Here is a 16,089-nt window from a genome sequence, read left to right on the forward strand (position 1 = left end):
TCGTTGTGTTTCGGTGGTCATAGTGTGAGGGAAACGCCCGGTTACATTCCGAACCCGGAAGCTAAGCCTTGTTGCGCCGATGGTACTGCATGCGGGAGTGTGTGGGAGAGTAGGACGCCGCCGAACAATTTGTGTGTGTGGCCCTGCCGGGTTTCCGGTGGGGCCACACCCATTTCTGTGCACCTTTTCTGCACCCATAAGAACTCCCGTAGGCTGGCGCCATGCGCTACGGCTTGGTCATCTTCGATAATGACGGCGTTCTCGTCGACAGCGAGCCCCTCGCCAATCGGATTCTTTCCGGTTATCTTTCCGAGCTGGGCCATCCCACCACCTATGAGGACGCCCTCCGGGATTACATGGGCGGCAGCGTGCAGCGCGTGCACGATCTCGTGCTGGCGCGTACCGGCGAGCGCTTGCCCGACGACTTCACCGACACCCTGCACCAGCGGACGTTCGCCGCGTTCCGCAGCGAGCTGGAGCCGGTGGCCGGCGTGGCCGAGGTGCTGGAGAAGCTGGCAGTCGACGCCGTGCCCCATTGCCTCGCGTCCTCCGGCTCTCATGAGCGCATACGCGTGGCCTTGCACAAGACCGGGCTGGACACCCACTTCGACGACGCCAGGATTTTCAGTGCGGAGGACGTGGGACGCGGCAAGCCCGCGCCCGATCTGTTCCTGCACGCGGCCGAGGCCATGGGCGTGCCCCCAGCCCGGTGCGCCGTGGTGGAGGACAGCCCGCTCGGGGTGGAGGCGGCTCGCGCGGCCGGAATGGATGTGTACGGATATGCCGCGATGACCCCCCGCGCCAAGCTCTCCCGAGCCACTCACCTGTTCTCGGACATGAGCGAGCTGCTGGCCCTGCTCGCCCGCTGATTCCGGACAGGTACGGTGTCGGGATGAGCGGTGGCGCGCAGGTGATGTGGGACGAGGCGGTCAGTGGCTACGACTTCGGTCCCGGTCACCCCATGGATCCGGTCCGCCTCACGCTGACGATGCGGTTGGTCGAGGCGTACGGACTGGACCGCGCGCCGGAGCTGAAGGTCGTACGAGCCCCCGCGGCCGGAGCTTCCACGCTGTGTCTCGTCCACCGCCAGGACTACATCGACGCCGTCGTCCGCGTCTCCGCGGACCCCGCCTCGGCGGACGGCTCGTACGGCCTGGGCACCCCGGACGACCCGGCCTTCGCCGGCATCCATGAGGCGTCGGCGCTGATCGCGGGGCAGTCGGTGGCCGCGGCCGAGGCCGTGTGGCGCGGCGATGTGCTGCACGGGGTGAACTTCTCGGGCGGGCTGCATCATGCGATGCCCGGCTCGGCGTCCGGTTTCTGCATCTACAACGATCCCGCGCTCGCCATCGCCAGGCTGCTGGAGCTGGGAGCGGAGCGCGTCGCGTATGTCGATGTGGACGTGCATCACGGGGATGGTGTGGAGACCGCCTTCTGGAACGATCCCCGGGTGCTCACCATCTCGCTGCACGAGCACCCCGGCACCCTCTTCCCGGGCACCGGCTGGCCGCAGGAGTCCGGCGGTCCGGACGCGGAGGGCACAGCGGTGAACGTGGCGCTGCCGCCTGGCACGGGCGACGGTGGCTGGCTGCGGGCGCTGCACGGCGTCGTGCCGGAGCTGCTGGAGGCGTTCTCACCGCAGGTGCTCGTGACCCAGCACGGGGCCGACACCCATGCGGAGGACCCGCTGGCACATCTCGCCGTCAGCGTCGACGCGCAGCGGTCGGCCGCGGAAGCGTGCCACGGCTGGGCGCACCAGCTGGCCGGAGGCCGCTGGCTGGCGCTCGGCGGCGGCGGATACGCGGTGGTGGATGTGGTGCCGCGCAGCTGGACGCATCTGGTCGGGATCGCGGCCGGTGCCCCCGTCGACCCGCGCTCCGAAGTCCCGGAGACGTGGCGGCAGGCGGTGTACGCGCGTACGGGGCAGGTGGCGGCGCCCATGCGGATGACGGACGGACGCGAACCGCTGTGGAAGGTGTGGGGCGAGTCGGGGTACGACCCGGCCGACCCGCTGGACCAGGCCGTGCTGGCGACCCGTCGTGCGGTCTTCCCCTCCCACGGCCTGCTTCCCTGACACCTCCCGGCGCCAGTTCCGGGAACGGTGGCATCACGTCGGTTCCGGACCGACTCCTGCCCGCCTACGCTTCTTTGGCCGCTGCTCTGTCGGCGCCGGGGTGTCCCGTACTAGCACCGGCGCAGGGGGACGTATCGACAAAACGACCCGGTTCGGGGTACGTCCGTACAACCTTTCCTGCGTACGGGGCGTCGCGCTGCTCCGTGAGGCGGACCGGCGGCCGGTACCAGGCGTGGGCGGTACGCACGCGCACTCACCGTGGCCGGTGTGCGCCGTGCTCGCCGCTGCCCCGAGCGCGGGCGGGGGCGGGTCCGCGCCGGCGGCCGCGGGGTCATGGCGGGGTCTGCGCCGCAGGTCAGCCGGGCATCGAGGTCATCGGGCGCGCCGACGCGGGCGACTCGGCGCTGTTCGTCGTCCGGGCTGCGGGGCGGGTGCCCGCCACCCTCCCCCTTGATGACTGTGCGCATTCCGCCAACTACCCTGCGATGACTCGCTATGTACTCAATGAGCCTGTCTGTCACAGTAGGAGACCGATCGTTGCTCCTCTTCCTCACTTGCATCACCCGCCCCTAATCTGGGGAGGAGCGCACATGCGAGCAGGAGTCACCGGAGGGGAAGCCGGTGCCCGACATGTGCGGAAGGTCAGGTGTGACATGGCTGCTGGCGAAAGGCCTCTCAACGAGGTCGTGTTCTTGACCGTGGCGGAAGTCGCCGCGGTGATGCGAGTGTCCAAGATGACCGTGTACCGCTTGGTGCACAGCGGTCATCTGCCGGCGATCCGGGTGGGCAGGTCTTTCCGGGTCCCAGAGCAGGCCGTTCATGACTACCTCCAGGAATCGTATGTGGGGGTGGAAAGCGCTTAGTGCCCTTCCCGGCACCGGCCGTCCTTGATCACGGACGGCCGGCAGGGACCCGCGACGGGCGCGGATTACGACCATCACTCGGTGGCGGGTAGGCTGACCCCTATGTAGGTCGTGTGGGCTCGGACGCCCCGCACCGAGTGATTCGAGATGAGTTCACCCCACGCCTGTGGGGTTGATCCGTGAGCGAGGGTAGTCGTGGGCTCTGTTATCAAAAAGCGGCGTAAGCGGATGGCGAAGAAGAAGCACCGCAAGCTGCTCAAGCGCACGCGCGTACAGCGCCGCAACAAGAAGTGAGCGAGCGCGCCGTTCGTTGACCGCCGCTCTCCGTCCCGCACCGTGGTGTGCGCGGGGGAGAGCGGCGGTTCTGTCTCATCCGGGCTCGTTCGCCACGTTGCCCACCGCTGAGCAGGGGGAAGAGATCGTGGGCAGAGTCGTGCTGGTGACGGGCGTCGCCCGGCAGCTCGGCGGCCTTCTCGTGGGCCGGATCCAACGAGAGCCGGACGTCGACCGGGTGATCGGCGTCGATGTCCGGACGCCTGTGCACCAACTGGGCGACGCACAGTTCGTACGGGCCGATATCCGGCAGCCCGCCATTGCCGGAGTGCTCGCGGAACACCGCGTCGACACCGTCGTGCACATGGACATCCACGGCACGCCCCTGACGCCGCGCGGCAGCCGCGCCTCGGTCAAGGAGACCAACGTCATCGGCACGATGCAGCTGCTCGGGGCCTGCCAGAAGGCGCCGGAGATACGCAGGCTGGTGGTGAAGTCGAGCACGAGCGTGTACGGCTCCGCCCCGCGGGACCCGGCCGTCTTCGACGAGGGCATCGAGCCCAAGGCGCCGGCGAGCGGCGGCTTCGCCAAGGACGTGGTGGAGGTCGAGGGCTATGTGCGGGGCTTCAGCCGCCGCAGGCCCGATGTCGCGGTCACCGTGCTGCGCTTCGCCCACGTACTGGGCCCGACTGTCGATTCGCCGATGGGCGACTACTTCACGCTGCCGGTGCTGCCGACGGTGCTCGGCCACGACCCCCGCCTGCAGTTCGTGCACGAGGACGACGCGGTCGAGGTACTGCGCATGGTCTCGGGTGAGCCCGCGCGCGGCAGGTTCCACGCGGGCACGTTCAACATCGCGGGCGCCGGTGTGCTGCTGTTGTCGCAGTGCGCCCGGCGGCTGGGCAGGCCGACGCTGCCGCTGCTGTCGCCCGCGATCCGCTGGGCGGGCTCGGCGATGCGCACGGCGGGCCTCACGGATTTCTCTCCGGAGCAGATCGGGATGCTGACACACGGACGAGTGGTACGGACGGCGCGGATGCGCGAAGTCCTCGGGTTCGAGCCCCGGCACAGCACGGCGGAGACGCTGGAGGACTTCGCCCGCGGCTACGGCTGCGGACTGCTGCCCCCGGAGGCGGTCGGCCGTACGGTCGACCGGGTCGCCGCCGGACTGGCGGGGTTGTCCGGAGAGCGGCATGAGGAGAAGGAGCCGGGCAGTCATGGCTGACGCGAAGGTCATTCCGTTCGACGACGACCGGCGTCGGCGGCGTACGGCGGGCGCGTCCGAGCCGCAGCACGACGCGTGGCCGGGCCAGGGCGAAGCGGGTGAGGCCACGGGCACGGGCGACCCCTCCGGCGCTGAGGATGCCTCCGAGGCCGAGGGCGGCACCGGCCCGGCCGGTGGCGGCTGGGAGGAGCGGGTCGCGCAGGGGCTGGCGTTCCTGCGGCGCCGGCTCACCGGCGAGTACGAGGTCGACGAGTTCGGCTACGACGCGGAGCTCACCGACCAGGTGCTGCTGTCGTTCCTGCGGCCGATGTACGAGAACTACTTCCGAGTCGAGGTGCGGGGAATCGAGCACATCCCCGACACCGGTGGCGCCCTGCTGGTGTCGAACCACTCCGGCACCGTGCCGCTGGACGGGCTGATGCTGCAGGTCGCCGTGCGCGACCACCACCCCGCCGGCCGGGCGCTCCGGCTGCTCGCCGCCGATCTGGTCTTCACGCTTCCGGTGGTGAGCGAGCTTGCACGGAAGGCGGGCCACACGCTGGCCTGTACCGAGGACGCGCAGCGGCTCCTGGAGCGCGGTGAGGTCGTCGGTGTGATGCCCGAGGGCTTCAAGGGGATCGGCAAGCCCTTCGCGGAGCGCTACAAGTTGCAGCGCTTCGGGCGTGGCGGCTTCGTGTCGACGGCGCTGCGGGCTGGTGCCCCGATCGTGCCGTGCTCCATCGTCGGGGCGGAGGAGATCTACCCGATGGTCGGCAATTCCCGGACGCTGGCCCGGCTTCTGGGCCTCCCCTACTTCCCGATCACTCCTACCTTCCCCTGGCTGGGCGCGCTGGGGGCGGTGCCGCTGCCGACGAAGTGGATCATCCAGTTCGGGGAGCCGATTCCGACCGACGGATATCCGGCGGCGGCGGCGGAAGATCCGATGCTGATGTTCAACCTGACGGATCAGGTGCGGGAGACGATTCAGCACACGCTCTACGAACTGCTGGTGCGGCGGCGCTCGGTCTTCTTCTGAGAGTGCGGAAGTGCGGGCGCCGCCACGCCCGCACCGCCCGCCTCAGTGCGTCAGCGTCGTCGCCTCACTGCGGTGGCTCCTCCGTGTCACTTCCCAGCCCGGGCAGCAGGACCAGCGGGGGCAGGGTGATGTCCGGCGCGGGAGTCCGGGACTGGGAGGACTCGCCGGGCTCGCCGGATTCGGCGCTCCCGGCGGACCCGGCAGGGCGCTCGGAGTGTGCGTCGCTCGGCTCCTCGGAGGGCTCCAAGAGATCCTTCCCGCCGACCAGTCCGTCCTGAGACGGCTCGGAGGAGGAGGGGTTCGGCGTGCCGGTGCCCTGCCGTTCCGTACGCTCGTCGGCGCCCGGCGAAGGTGAGGGCGACGGTGTCGGCGTGGCGTCCCTGTCGTGCAGGCGCCGGCGGTCCGCCGGGGACTCGCCGCCGGTGGCCGCCTCGGGTGGCGCGACGAACAGCGAGCGAACGGGGCCGACTTCCCGCTCTATGGCGTCGAAGACCGAGCTCACCTCCTCGCCCACTTCGGAGAGCTGCAGGGGCAGCCGCTCGCGCAGCTGGCTCCAGCGCAGCCGGTGCTCCTCGGCGAAGGACGACAGCGACTTCATCCGGCCGATCTTGCCGTCCCGTTCGTATGCGGCGCTGAGGAGCCGGTGGCCCTCCGCCGCGTCATGGCGCATGCCGGACAGCGCACGGCGCACCTCGCTCACCGACTCGTGGTCGAGCGATCCCGACCGCCCGCGCTCCACCAGACGGCGGGCTTCGCGCAGCCGGGTGGAGGCGTTGTCCAGATAGACCTGGCCGCGGTCGGCGTCGCCGCCCGCCAGGTCGAGCCGGAGGCCCTCCATGCCCCGCTTGAGCCCGTAGAGGGTGTCGCCGGGGAGCGCGTCCGAGCTGGCGACGGCGGCTCCGCCGAGGGCGCTGGCCGCGACCCCGACGCTGAGCCCGCCCGCCGCGAGCCGCTTGCCCAGCCGTGACCTGGGACGGAGTCTGCTCAGGACGCCCAGCGGTGGCGCGCGGTGTGCGCCCCGGCCCGTACGGCCCGCGCGGGCGGCACCTGTGGCACCGGCGGCGTCGGCCCTGCCGGCGGCACGTTGTTCCGGGACGGTGGCGTCCCTGCCCGTACGGGCGGCTCCTCCGGCGAGGGCGCCTTCGGTGCAGGCGGACTCCATGGCGGCGATGAGCTGGGCCCGTTGGACGGATTTGACCTTCGGATCCAGCTCGGGCCTGGGCAGCGCCCGCAGCCCGCCCGCCACGGTGAGCAGTGGGGACTGCCCGGCTTCGCGGCCCTCCTTGGTCCCGGCACGGCCACGTGTCGCCCTCTCGCCCTTCGCCCCGTCTGTGGCTGAGTCCTCGGTCGCTGAGCCGTCGGGCTCGCGGCCGTGCTCGTCCAGGGCCTGGGCGAAGGCGCGTGCCCGTCGGCTCGTCGACACCGATCCGATCACCGGCGGCACCTCCTCTCGTCAGCACGGTCGACCCCCCGCGACAAAGGGGAAGGTGCCGCGGCCGGACCCGTCCTCTCGCGCGGAGCGAGCGGCCGGAGTGCGGCACGACTGCGGGGAGCCTGCATCCCCCACAACGAGCGGAAAGCCAGTCGGGTTACGGAGTCACGATGATGTGACCGGAGGTATTTGAAAAGTTACCAATCGTTACGTCCGTCACCGCTCGTCCTCCGGGAGCAGCCGGGCCAGGGTGCGGACGGCGCGGTACTGGAGGGTCTTGATCGCGCCCTCGTTCTTCCCCATGATGCGCGCGGTCTCCGCCACCGTGAGGCCCTGGAGGAAGCGCAGCGTCACGCACTCCTGCTGCTGTGGGTTGAGCCGGTGGACGGCGTCCAGCAGGGCGGCGTTGGAGAGGGTTTCGAGGACCGATTCCTCGGGGCTTCGTTCGACCTCGTTCGCGTCCAGCATCTCGCCGGTGGTCACTTCCAGCCGGAACCGACTGGATTTGAAGTGATCGGCGACGAGATTGCGCGCGATGGTGACCAGCCAGGCCCCGAAGTCGCGGCCCTGCCAGGTGAAGGTGCTGATGCGCCGCAGGGCGCGCAGGAAAGTCTCGCTGGTCAGGTCCTCAGCCGTGGCCCGGCCGCCGACACGGTAGTAGATGTAGCGGTACACGGTGTCGTTGTACTGGTCGTAGAGGCAGCCGAAGGCGTCCGCCTCGCCGCCTTGGGCGCGCTCGACCAAATCCATCATGCGCCGGGCGTCGGTGTCGCTGACGGCGGGGCGGCGCCCCGCGGGTGAGGTGCCGGACGCACCGGCGCGGGTGCGCCGCCCGGTGATCCGGGAGCCTGCGCGGGCGTCGGTGGCGGTGCTGCTGTCGGTCAGGGCATAGCAGGGGTGTGCGGGGACAGGTGCGGCTGCGGCGAGGGCGGGTACGGCGTACGCGTTGGGGACGAAGGCGCGCAGTTGGCCGATGACCGTCGTGCGCAGCGTAGCCAGGCCCGAGGTGTCAACCCCGACGTGTGGGTACACGGGACTCCCAGAGGCAGAGCTTCCATCACATGCAGAACGGGACCTTGCGTCCGGTGCTGGGACGTGTGGGTACCGGAATGCGTCTGAGGAGAATAACGCTTCGTACAGGGAGCGCTACACCTAGTTGTTGAAATTGCCGAATCGGTTTGATCTGTTACGCATTGACAATCGATAGCAATTCGAACAAGCACTGTGTGTTGATCGCTTGGGCGACGTGGATTGTCGATTCAGTGACGATTTCTGGCCGAGTCGGTCCCGCAGGACTGGTGGGAGGCAGGCGGGGGTAAACAGCCGGACCGCGTTGCGGATCCGTGCATGTCCGCCGTGTGTGCGGCTGGGGTCGCACCGGGTCTCGCCCCTGCTCGGGGAGGTGGGGAACCTGTGGGCTCTCAGCGCCGGCGGCGGTGCAGTGCCACGGCGGCCGCGGCCCCGCCCGCCGCCGCGCCGACTCCCGCAGCGGCCGGTATGCCGATCTTCGCCGCCTTCCGCCCCGTGCGGTAGTCACGCAGCCGCCAGCCCATTTCGCCCGCATGCGTGCGAAGTCGGCTGTCAGGATTGATCGCATAGGGATAACCGACGAGTGACAGCATCGGAATGTCGTTCGCCGAGTCGCTGTACGCGGCGCAGCGCTCGAGCTCCAGCCGCTCGGCGGCGGCCAGCGCCCGTACGGCCTCCGCCTTGGCCGGGCCGTGCAGCGGCTCGCCGACGAGGCGGCCCGTGTAGACGCCGCCGACCGATTCGGCGACGGTGCCCAGCGCGCCGGTCAGGCCCAGCCGCCGGGCGATGATCGTCGCCGTCTCCACCGGCGCGGCGGTGACCAGCCAGACCTTCTGCCCGGCGTCCAGGTGGGCCTGAGCGAGCGCGCGGGTGCCCGGCCAGATCCTGCCCGCCATGTACTCGTCGTAGATCTCCTCGCCGATCGCGGTCAGTTCGGAGACCCGGTGGCCCTGGACGATCGACAGGGCGCTGTCCCGTGCGTCCTGCATGTGCCCGGCGTTCTCCGAGCCCGCGAGGCGGAAGTACGCCTGCTGCCAGGCGAAGCGGACAAGTTCGCTCTTGCGGAAGAACCGGCGCTTGTAGAGCCCGCGACCGAAGTGGAAGAGGGCGGCACCCTGCATGACGGTGTTGTCGAGATCGAAGAACGCGGCGGCCCGGGTGTCCCCGGCGACGGGGAACTCCGGTGCCTCTTCTTCCTGCTTGCGGGCAGCCTCGGCGGCGGCCTCGCCCGCAAGGACGCTCCGCGCGGTCGCGGAGCGCCTACGAGGAGTGAGCCAGGACGGAACGGCCATACCGCGAGCATAGTCAGTCCGCCGACCTGGGCCCTTACGCGCGGATGCCGGACGGATGCCGGACGGAGAACGATTGGGGTACGAGCCGCGAGGCGGCACGGCGGGCGGATACCGGGTGGGCGGATACCGGGCGGGCGGGGGGCGGACAATGGACCGCATGAAGAAGGTCACGTTGGTCGGGAAGCCCGGATGCCATCTCTGTGAGGTCGCGCGGGACACCGTCGTCAGGGTCTGCGCCGAGACGGGAGCCGTCTGGGAGGAGAAGGACATCAATCAGGACCAGGAGCTGTACCGCCTCTACTGGGAGCAGATCCCGGTGGTGCTGGTGGACGGCGAGCAGCACGATTTCTGGCGGGTCGACCCGGAACGGCTGCGCAGGGCGCTGGTCGGCTGAGGGCGGCCTGCCGCCCGCTCGGTCCGGAATCGGCCGGAATTCGATTATCATCGAGGTCGTTTTGCCGTCCGGGGGCGTACATGTGAGGAGTGTTACCGCGTGTCCCCCTTGGTGCATGTGGCGCCGGTCACGTTGACCGGACAAAGCGGACACCATCTTTGTGCACGCGTTCACAAAGGCATAGCCTGGGCGCGACGGAGCGGTCCGGGCGCAGGCGCAGAGACGTGCGTGGTGTGCGACCGCTCACCGCTTCGCGCAACCGGCAGGAGCACCGTGGCAACTGGCCGAACTCACCGACCGGCGACGACCCGGAGCCGAGGGATTCCCGAGGCCACGGTCGCGCGCCTCCCGCTGTACCTGCGTGCCCTCACCGCCCTCTCCGAGCGTTCGGTGCCCACTGTCTCGTCCGAGGAGCTGGCCGCTGCGGCCGGGGTCAACTCCGCGAAGCTCCGCAAGGATTTCTCCTACCTCGGCTCGTACGGGACGCGCGGTGTCGGCTATGACGTCGAGTACCTCGTCTACCAGATCTCCCGCGAACTGGGCCTGACCCAGGACTGGCCGGTCGTGATCGTCGGTATCGGAAACCTCGGAGCCGCGCTCGCCAACTATGGCGGGTTCGCCTCCCGTGGCTTCCGGGTGGCCGCCCTCATCGACGCCGACCCGGAGATGGCCGGGCGTCCCGTGGCGGGCATTCCGGTGCAGCACACGGACGAGCTCGAGAAGATCATTTCGGACAACGGCGTCTCCATCGGCGTCATCGCCACCCCGGCCGGTTCCGCGCAGCAGGTCTGCGAGCGGCTCGTCGCGGCCGGCATCACCTCGATCCTCAACTTCGCGCCCACCGTGCTCTCCGTGCCCGAGGGCGTGGACGTGCGGAAGGTCGACCTGTCGATAGAACTCCAGATCCTCGCCTTCCACGAGCAGCGGAAGGCGGGCGAGGAGGCCCCGGCCGAGGAGGAGTCCGCGCCTCCCGCGGCTCCGCCCGCCGCGACGGTGACCAAGGTCCCCAGGGCGAGCGGGAAGACGGCCGCGGGCCAGAAGTCCGGCGCCACCGGACCACCCGGCACGGCTGCCGAGACGGACGCGGTGCCGGTGGCGGACGCTGCCGGAGCTGCTGCCGGAATGGCCGCCAAGCGGCCGGAAGCGGGACCTGACGGGGACGTGCCCGCCGTGATGCCGGCATGAGCCTTCTGGTCGTCGGTCTGAGCCACCGCAGCGCCCCGGTGAGCGTGCTGGAGCGCGCCGCGCTGGAGAGCGGCCTGCGCGGCAAGCTGCTGCAGGACACCGTCGGCGCCGAGTCCGCCACCGAGGCGGCGGTGCTCTCGACGTGCAACCGCATCGAGCTGTACGCCGACGTGGACAAGTTCCACGCCGGTGTCGCCGATCTGTCCACCCTGCTCGCCCAGCACAGCGGTGTCAGCCTGGACGAGCTGACGCCTTATCTGTATGTGCACTACGAGGACCGGGCCGTCCACCACCTGTTCTCGGTGGCCTGCGGGCTGGACTCGATGGTCGTCGGCGAGGGTCAGATCCTCGGCCAGATAAAGGACGCCCTCGCCGTCGCCCAGGAGCAGCACACGGCCGGGCGGCTCCTCAACGACTTCTTCCAGCAGGCCCTGCGGGTCGGCAAGCGGGCACACTCCGAGACCGGCATCGACAAGGCGGGGCAGTCCCTCGTCACGGTCGGGCTGGAGACCCTCGCGGGCGGGCAGGACGTGGCGGGCTGGGTGACCGGCCGACGCGTGCTCGTGATCGGGGCCGGTTCGATGTCCTCGCTGGCCGCGACGACCCTCGCCCGCTGCGGTGCCGCCGAACTGGTGATCGCCAACCGCACCCTGTCGCGTGCGCGGCGGCTGGCGGCGAGCCTCACCGACGCCGGTCCGGCGCCGGGTGCCGGCCCCGCCCCCGCTCCCGCCTTCGTGCCGGGCGCGGCCCCCGCCGCCGGGCTCGCCCCAGCCGTCGGCAGCACGCCCGCGAGCACACCGTCCGGGGCGCTGAGCGCGCGTGCCGTGCCCGTCGAGGAGGTCCCCGCCGAGCTGGCGCTCGCCGACCTCGTCGTCTCCTGCACGGGCGCGACCGGCCTCGTCCTGACGGCCGACGCGGTGCGTACCGCCCTCGCTACGCGCGATGAGGCCGCCGGCACCCCCCCTGGTTCCGGCACCCCTGGTACCCGGCTCGCGCTGCTCGACCTGGCGATGCCCCGCGACATCGACGCGGCCGTCCACCACGTCGGCGGAGCACGCCTCGTCGACATCGAGTCCCTCGCCGAGGCGTCCGCCGATGCCCCGATGGCGGCTGACGTGGACGCCGTGCGGGGTATCGTCACGGACGAAGTGGCCGCGTTCGGGGCCGCCCAGCGTGCCGCGACGATCACGCCCACCGTGGTAGCCCTGCGCGCGATGGCCTCCGATGTCGTGGTCCAGGAGATGGCACGGCTGGAGGGCCGCCTGCAGGGGCTGGACGAGAAGCAGCGTGCCGAGATCACCCAGACGGTGCGTCGCGTTGTCGACAAGCTGCTGCACGCGCCGACCGTACGGGTCAAGCAGCTCGCGGGTGAGCCCGGCGGTGCCGGTTACGCCGACGCGCTGCGCGAGCTGTTCGATCTCGACCCGCAGGCTGTCGCGGCCGTCAGCAACCCGGAACAGGAGCGGCCATGACCAGGCCCAGTAGCACCGCAGCCCTCAGGCTGGGCACCCGCCGCAGCTCGTTGGCCATGGCGCAATCCGGCCTTGTCGCCGAGCAGTTGCGCCAGGCCACCGGCCGTACGGTCGAGCTGGTCGGCATCACGACCCATGGGGACACCAGCCGCGAGCACCTGGCGCAGATCGGCGGTACCGGAGTCTTCGCCTCCGCACTGCGTGAGGCACTCGCCAAAGGTGAGATAGACCTCGCTGTGCACTCCCTCAAGGACCTGCCGACGACCCAGCCGCCGGAGTTGGTGATCGCGGCCGTGCCGCCCCGCGGGGACCCCCGCGACGCGCTGATCGCCCGTGATGGCCTGGATTTCGAGCAGTTGGTGCGGTCCGCCACGAGCCCTCCGCGCATAGGTACGGGCTCGCCGCGGCGGACGGCACAGCTGAACGCCTGGGCACGCTCGCTCGGTGCCGAGGTGGACACGGTCCCCATTCGTGGGAATATCGAGTCGCGGATCGGGTACGTCCGCTCCGGAGAGTTCGACGCGATCGTCCTCGCCGCCGCCGGGCTGAACCGTATCGGCCGGCTCGACGAAGCCACGGAGCTGATCACCCCGGACGTAATGCTGCCCGCCCCCGGCCAGGGGGCACTGGCGGTCGAGTGCGTGGCGACCGACACGCATCTGGCCGCACAGCTCGCCGAGCTCGACGACCCGTACACACGGGCCGCCGTGACCGCTGAGCGAACCCTGCTCGCCGCCCTGGAGGCCGGCTGCAGCGCACCTGTGGGGGCGCTGGCCGACCTGCTGGTCGACGGGCAGGCTGCCACCGAAATGCGCCTGCGCGGCGTCGTCGGCACAACCGACGGCACCACGCTGGTGCAGCTGTCCACCACCGGCCCCGTACTGGCGTCCGCCGCCGAAGCCGTGTTCCAGTCCGAGCGACTGGGCCGCGAACTCGCCGACGAGATGCTCGCCAAGGGCGCGGCCGGTCTGATGGGGGAGCGAGCACTTTGAGCCCCACCGCCGCCCGGTCGTCGAAGACGCAGTCCTCGACGACTCACCACCTCTACGGTGCCCACGGGCACGTCACCTTCCTCGGTGCCGGGCCCGGAGACCCCGGATTGCTCACCTTGCGCGCCGTGGAGGCGCTCTCGCGGGCCGATGTGCTGGTCGCGGACCCGCAGGTGCACGAGATCGTGCGCCCCCACGCGCGGGCGGGGGTGGACACACCGCTGGCCAGGGCACCATGGAGCGACGCGACAGACGCGACACCGACCGACGCGTCGCACGCCGATGCCCCGCATGCCGACGGGAACTCCACCGGCCCGTCCGCCAACGGGCAGTCCGCCGATCGGCAGACCGCCCGGAGCGCCAACGGCCAGACCCCAACTACGCCTGTCAGCGCTGGCGATTGGGCAAATATTGTCATGGCGGCCGCGCGCAGCGGCAAGCGGGTCGTCCGTGCCGTAGTGGGCGACCCGGGGCTGGACGCGGACGCCGCCCAGGAGATGCTGGCGCTCGTCGCCGAGGGCATCACCTTCGAGGTGGTGCCCGGTGTGGCGACCCTCGTGGGCGTGCCCGCGTACGCCGGAGTTCCGCTGCGCGACGGACACGGCACGGACGTCCGCTTCATCGACGCCCGTACCGCCGACGACAGATGCTGGACGGAGACCGGCGCGAGCGACGCGACCCTCGTCGTCTCCACCACGCTGGACACCGTGGCCGGTGCCGCCGGGGAACTGGTGGCCGCCGGGCGCAAGCCGGACACTCCGCTGTCCGTCACCCTCGCCGGTACCACGACCCGGCAGCGCACCTGGACGGCGACGCTCGGCTCCATCGCCCAGACCCTCAAGGCGGCGAAGGTGCTGCCCTCGGGTGACGGCGGGCAGACGGTGATAGCCGTCGTCGGCGAGCGCAGCTCCCCCGCCCAGCGGGAACAGCTGGCCTGGTTCGAATCCAAGCCGCTGTTCGGCTGGCAGGTCCTGGTGCCTCGCACCAGGGAGCAGGCGGCGTCGCTCTCCGACCAGCTGCGCTCGTACGGCGCGGTGCCCGCCGAGGTGCCCACCATCGCAGTCGAACCGCCGCGTACGCCCCAGCAGATGGAACGTGCCGTCAAGGGCCTGGTCACCGGCCGGTACGAGTGGATCGCGTTCACCTCGGTCAACGCGGTGAAGGCGGTGCGGGAGAAGTTCGAGGAGTACGGGCTCGACGCACGGGCCTTCGCCGGGATCAAGGTCGCGGCGGTGGGCGAGCAGACCGCCGGCGCGCTGATCGACTTCGGCGTCAAGCCGGATCTCGTACCGAGCGGCGAGCAGTCGGCCGCGGGGCTGCTGGAGGACTGGCCGCCCTACGACCCGGTCTTCGACCCGATCGACCGGGTCTTCCTGCCGCGGGCCGACATCGCCACCGAGACTCTCGTCGCCGGTCTGATCGAGCTGGGCTGGGAGGTCGACGACGTCACCGCGTACCGGACGGTACGTGCCTCGCCGCCGCCCGCCGAGACCCGTGAGGCGATCAAGGGCGGCGGGTTCGACGCGGTGCTCTTCACGTCGTCGAGCACGGTGCGTAACCTTGTCGGCATTGCGGGCAAGCCGCACAACGTCACCGTCATCGCGTGCATCGGTCCCGCCACCGCGAAGACGGCGGAGGAGCACGGGCTGCGGGTGGACGTGCTGTCCCCCGAGCCGTCCGTGCACAAGCTCGCCGAGGCGCTGGCCGAGTTCGGGCAGAAGCGCCGCGCCGAAGCCGTCGAGGCGGGCGACGTGGTGAAGCGGCCGAGCGAGAAGCGGCCGACCAGGAGGAGGGCCCGGACATCGTGAACACCGCAGACACGGACCCCGGCTCGGGCTACGGCGGTTTCCCCGCCGTACGCCCGCGCCGCCTGCGCGGCACCCCCGCGATGCGCCGCATGGTCGCCGAGCACCGGGTGCACCCGGCCGACCTCATCCTGCCCGCCTTCGTGCGGGAGGGCATCAGCGAGCCGGTACCGGTCGCGGCCATGCCGGGCGTCGTGCAGCACACCCGGGACACGCTGCGCAAGGCGGCCGTGGAGGCCGTGGCGGCGGGCGTGTCCGGGATCATGCTCTTCGGCGTGCCCGAGGAGAAGGACGCGATCGGCTCCCAGGGCACCGACCCCGACGGCATCCTCCAGCGCGCCCTGCGGGACGTACGGGCGGAGGTCGGCGACGAACTGGTCATCATGTCCGACCTGTGCCTGGACGAGTACACCGACCACGGGCACTGCGGTGTCCTGGACGCGCAGGGCCGGGTGGACAACGACGCCACGCTGCTGCGGTACGCCGAGATGGCCCGCGTCCAGGCCGACGCGGGCGCCCACGTGCTGGGCGCCAGCGGCATGATGGACGGCCAGATCGGCCACGCGCGCGCCGCGCTCGACGAAGCGGGACACCAGGACGTCTCCCTCTTCGCCTACACGGCGAAATACACCTCGGCCTTCTACGGGCCCTTCCGTGAGGCCGTCGGCTCGTCACTCAAGGGCGACCGCAAGACCTACCAGCAGGACCCGCCCAACGCCCGGGAGGCGCTGCGCGAACTCGCCCTCGACCTGGCCGAGGGCGCGGACATGGTGATGGTCAAGCCGGGCCTGCCCTACCTCGACATCCTGCGGGAGATCGCGGAGCGCGCGGACGTACCGGTCGGCGTCTACCAGATCTCCGGCGAGTACGCGATGCTCGAAGCCGCCGCCGAGAAGGGCTGGGTGGAGCGCGAGCGCGCCATCCTGGAAACCCTGACCAGCTTCAAGCGGGCAGGTGCGAGCATGATCCTCACCTACTGGGCAACCGAGGCGGCGGCCCTCCTCCAGCACGACTCCCGCTGACGCGGCCCGCCGCACCTGC

General features: G+C 70.8%; 16 protein-coding genes and 1 rRNA gene. 14 read left to right on the forward strand and 3 right to left on the reverse strand.

All coding sequences use genetic code 11. The features are described from left to right. The first annotated feature begins 9 nt into the window (after nucleotides 1–9). The 8 genes from rrf to LHJ74_RS19510 all read left to right on the forward strand — a co-directional run bounded on the left by rrf (nucleotide 10) and on the right by LHJ74_RS19510 (nucleotide 5,450). A 5S ribosomal RNA gene (rrf, locus tag LHJ74_RS19480) occupies nucleotides 10–126 on the forward strand. A 95-nt stretch (nucleotides 127–221) separates the two neighbouring features. Further along, nucleotides 222–869, forward strand: a complete 648-nt coding sequence (locus tag LHJ74_RS19485) for an HAD family hydrolase (RefSeq protein WP_260219389.1) — start codon at nucleotides 222–224, stop codon at nucleotides 867–869. Between the two features lie 23 nt (nucleotides 870–892). After that, nucleotides 893–2,074, forward strand: a complete 1,182-nt coding sequence (locus LHJ74_RS19490; RefSeq protein ID WP_260219390.1) for an acetoin utilization protein AcuC — start codon at nucleotides 893–895, stop codon at nucleotides 2,072–2,074. 100 nt (nucleotides 2,075–2,174) lie between these two features. Next, on the forward strand, nucleotides 2,175–2,528 hold the full coding sequence (locus LHJ74_RS34605) for a phosphatase (RefSeq protein WP_511262220.1): 354 nt from the start codon (nucleotides 2,175–2,177) through the stop codon (nucleotides 2,526–2,528). A gap of 199 nt (nucleotides 2,529–2,727) precedes the next feature. Further along, complete coding sequence (locus tag LHJ74_RS19495; RefSeq protein WP_121518344.1) at nucleotides 2,728–2,937, forward strand: helix-turn-helix domain-containing protein; 210 nt, start codon at nucleotides 2,728–2,730, stop codon at nucleotides 2,935–2,937. 195 nt (nucleotides 2,938–3,132) lie between these two features. Beyond that, a complete protein-coding gene (locus LHJ74_RS19500; RefSeq protein ID WP_003948845.1) occupies nucleotides 3,133–3,231 on the forward strand; it encodes a 30S ribosomal protein bS22 in 99 nt (32 codons plus the stop codon). Nucleotides 3,232–3,358: 127 nt separating this feature from the next. Beyond that, complete coding sequence (locus LHJ74_RS19505; RefSeq protein WP_260219391.1) at nucleotides 3,359–4,435, forward strand: NAD-dependent epimerase/dehydratase family protein; 1,077 nt, start codon at nucleotides 3,359–3,361, stop codon at nucleotides 4,433–4,435. Next, entirely contained in the window at nucleotides 4,428–5,450 is a 1,023-nt protein-coding gene (locus LHJ74_RS19510; protein ID WP_260219392.1) for a lysophospholipid acyltransferase family protein, read from the forward strand. The genes LHJ74_RS19505 and LHJ74_RS19510 overlap by 8 nt, the downstream gene beginning before the upstream one ends. A 64-nt stretch (nucleotides 5,451–5,514) precedes the next feature. Here the strand turns inward: LHJ74_RS19510 and LHJ74_RS19515 are convergent, their stop codons facing one another. The 3 genes from LHJ74_RS19515 to LHJ74_RS19525 form a co-directional block, all read right to left on the reverse strand. After that, nucleotides 5,515–6,885 (reverse strand): DUF5667 domain-containing protein, encoded by a 1,371-nt coding sequence (locus LHJ74_RS19515; protein ID WP_260219393.1) that lies wholly within the window; start codon nucleotides 6,883–6,885, stop codon nucleotides 5,515–5,517. Between the two features lie 213 nt (nucleotides 6,886–7,098). Further along, nucleotides 7,099–7,914: an ECF subfamily RNA polymerase sigma factor, BldN family gene (locus LHJ74_RS19520; protein WP_260219394.1), complete on the reverse strand. Its 816-nt coding sequence runs from the start codon at nucleotides 7,912–7,914 to the stop codon at nucleotides 7,099–7,101. A 389-nt stretch (nucleotides 7,915–8,303) separates the two neighbouring features. Then, complete coding sequence (locus LHJ74_RS19525; protein ID WP_260219395.1) at nucleotides 8,304–9,203, reverse strand: HAD family hydrolase; 900 nt, start codon at nucleotides 9,201–9,203, stop codon at nucleotides 8,304–8,306. Between the two features lie 157 nt (nucleotides 9,204–9,360). Here LHJ74_RS19525 and LHJ74_RS19530 point away from each other — a divergent pair, with 157 nt between their 5' ends. The 6 genes from LHJ74_RS19530 (at nucleotide 9,361) to hemB (ending at nucleotide 16,070) form a co-directional block, all read left to right on the forward strand. Next, nucleotides 9,361–9,597: a glutaredoxin family protein gene (locus LHJ74_RS19530; protein WP_260219396.1), complete on the forward strand. Its 237-nt coding sequence runs from the start codon at nucleotides 9,361–9,363 to the stop codon at nucleotides 9,595–9,597. Between the two features lie 273 nt (nucleotides 9,598–9,870). Then, nucleotides 9,871–10,782 carry a redox-sensing transcriptional repressor Rex gene (locus LHJ74_RS19535; protein ID WP_260219397.1) on the forward strand — a complete coding sequence of 304 codons (912 nt, stop codon included), beginning with the start codon at nucleotides 9,871–9,873 and terminating at the stop codon, nucleotides 10,780–10,782. After that, nucleotides 10,779–12,254 (forward strand): glutamyl-tRNA reductase, encoded by a 1,476-nt coding sequence (hemA, locus tag LHJ74_RS19540; RefSeq protein ID WP_260219398.1) that lies wholly within the window; start codon nucleotides 10,779–10,781, stop codon nucleotides 12,252–12,254. The genes LHJ74_RS19535 and hemA overlap by 4 nt, the downstream gene beginning before the upstream one ends. Continuing rightward, nucleotides 12,251–13,246, forward strand: a complete 996-nt coding sequence (gene hemC, locus LHJ74_RS19545) for a hydroxymethylbilane synthase (RefSeq protein WP_260219399.1) — start codon at nucleotides 12,251–12,253, stop codon at nucleotides 13,244–13,246. The genes hemA and hemC overlap by 4 nt, the downstream gene beginning before the upstream one ends. After that, the gene (locus LHJ74_RS19550; protein ID WP_260219400.1) at nucleotides 13,243–15,051 is read left to right on the forward strand and encodes a bifunctional uroporphyrinogen-III C-methyltransferase/uroporphyrinogen-III synthase; all 1,809 of its coding nucleotides are present in this window, start codon (nucleotides 13,243–13,245) and stop codon (nucleotides 15,049–15,051) included. The genes hemC and LHJ74_RS19550 overlap by 4 nt, the downstream gene beginning before the upstream one ends. Then, on the forward strand, nucleotides 15,048–16,070 hold the full coding sequence (gene hemB, locus LHJ74_RS19555; RefSeq protein ID WP_260219401.1) for a porphobilinogen synthase: 1,023 nt from the start codon (nucleotides 15,048–15,050) through the stop codon (nucleotides 16,068–16,070). Before LHJ74_RS19550 ends, hemB begins: the two co-directional genes overlap by 4 nt. The last annotated feature ends 19 nt before the right edge of the window (nucleotides 16,071–16,089 follow it).

The organism is Streptomyces gossypii (assembly GCF_025165795.1).
In the GTDB taxonomy this organism is placed as follows: Bacteria; Actinomycetota; Actinomycetes; order Streptomycetales; family Streptomycetaceae; genus Streptomyces; species Streptomyces gossypii.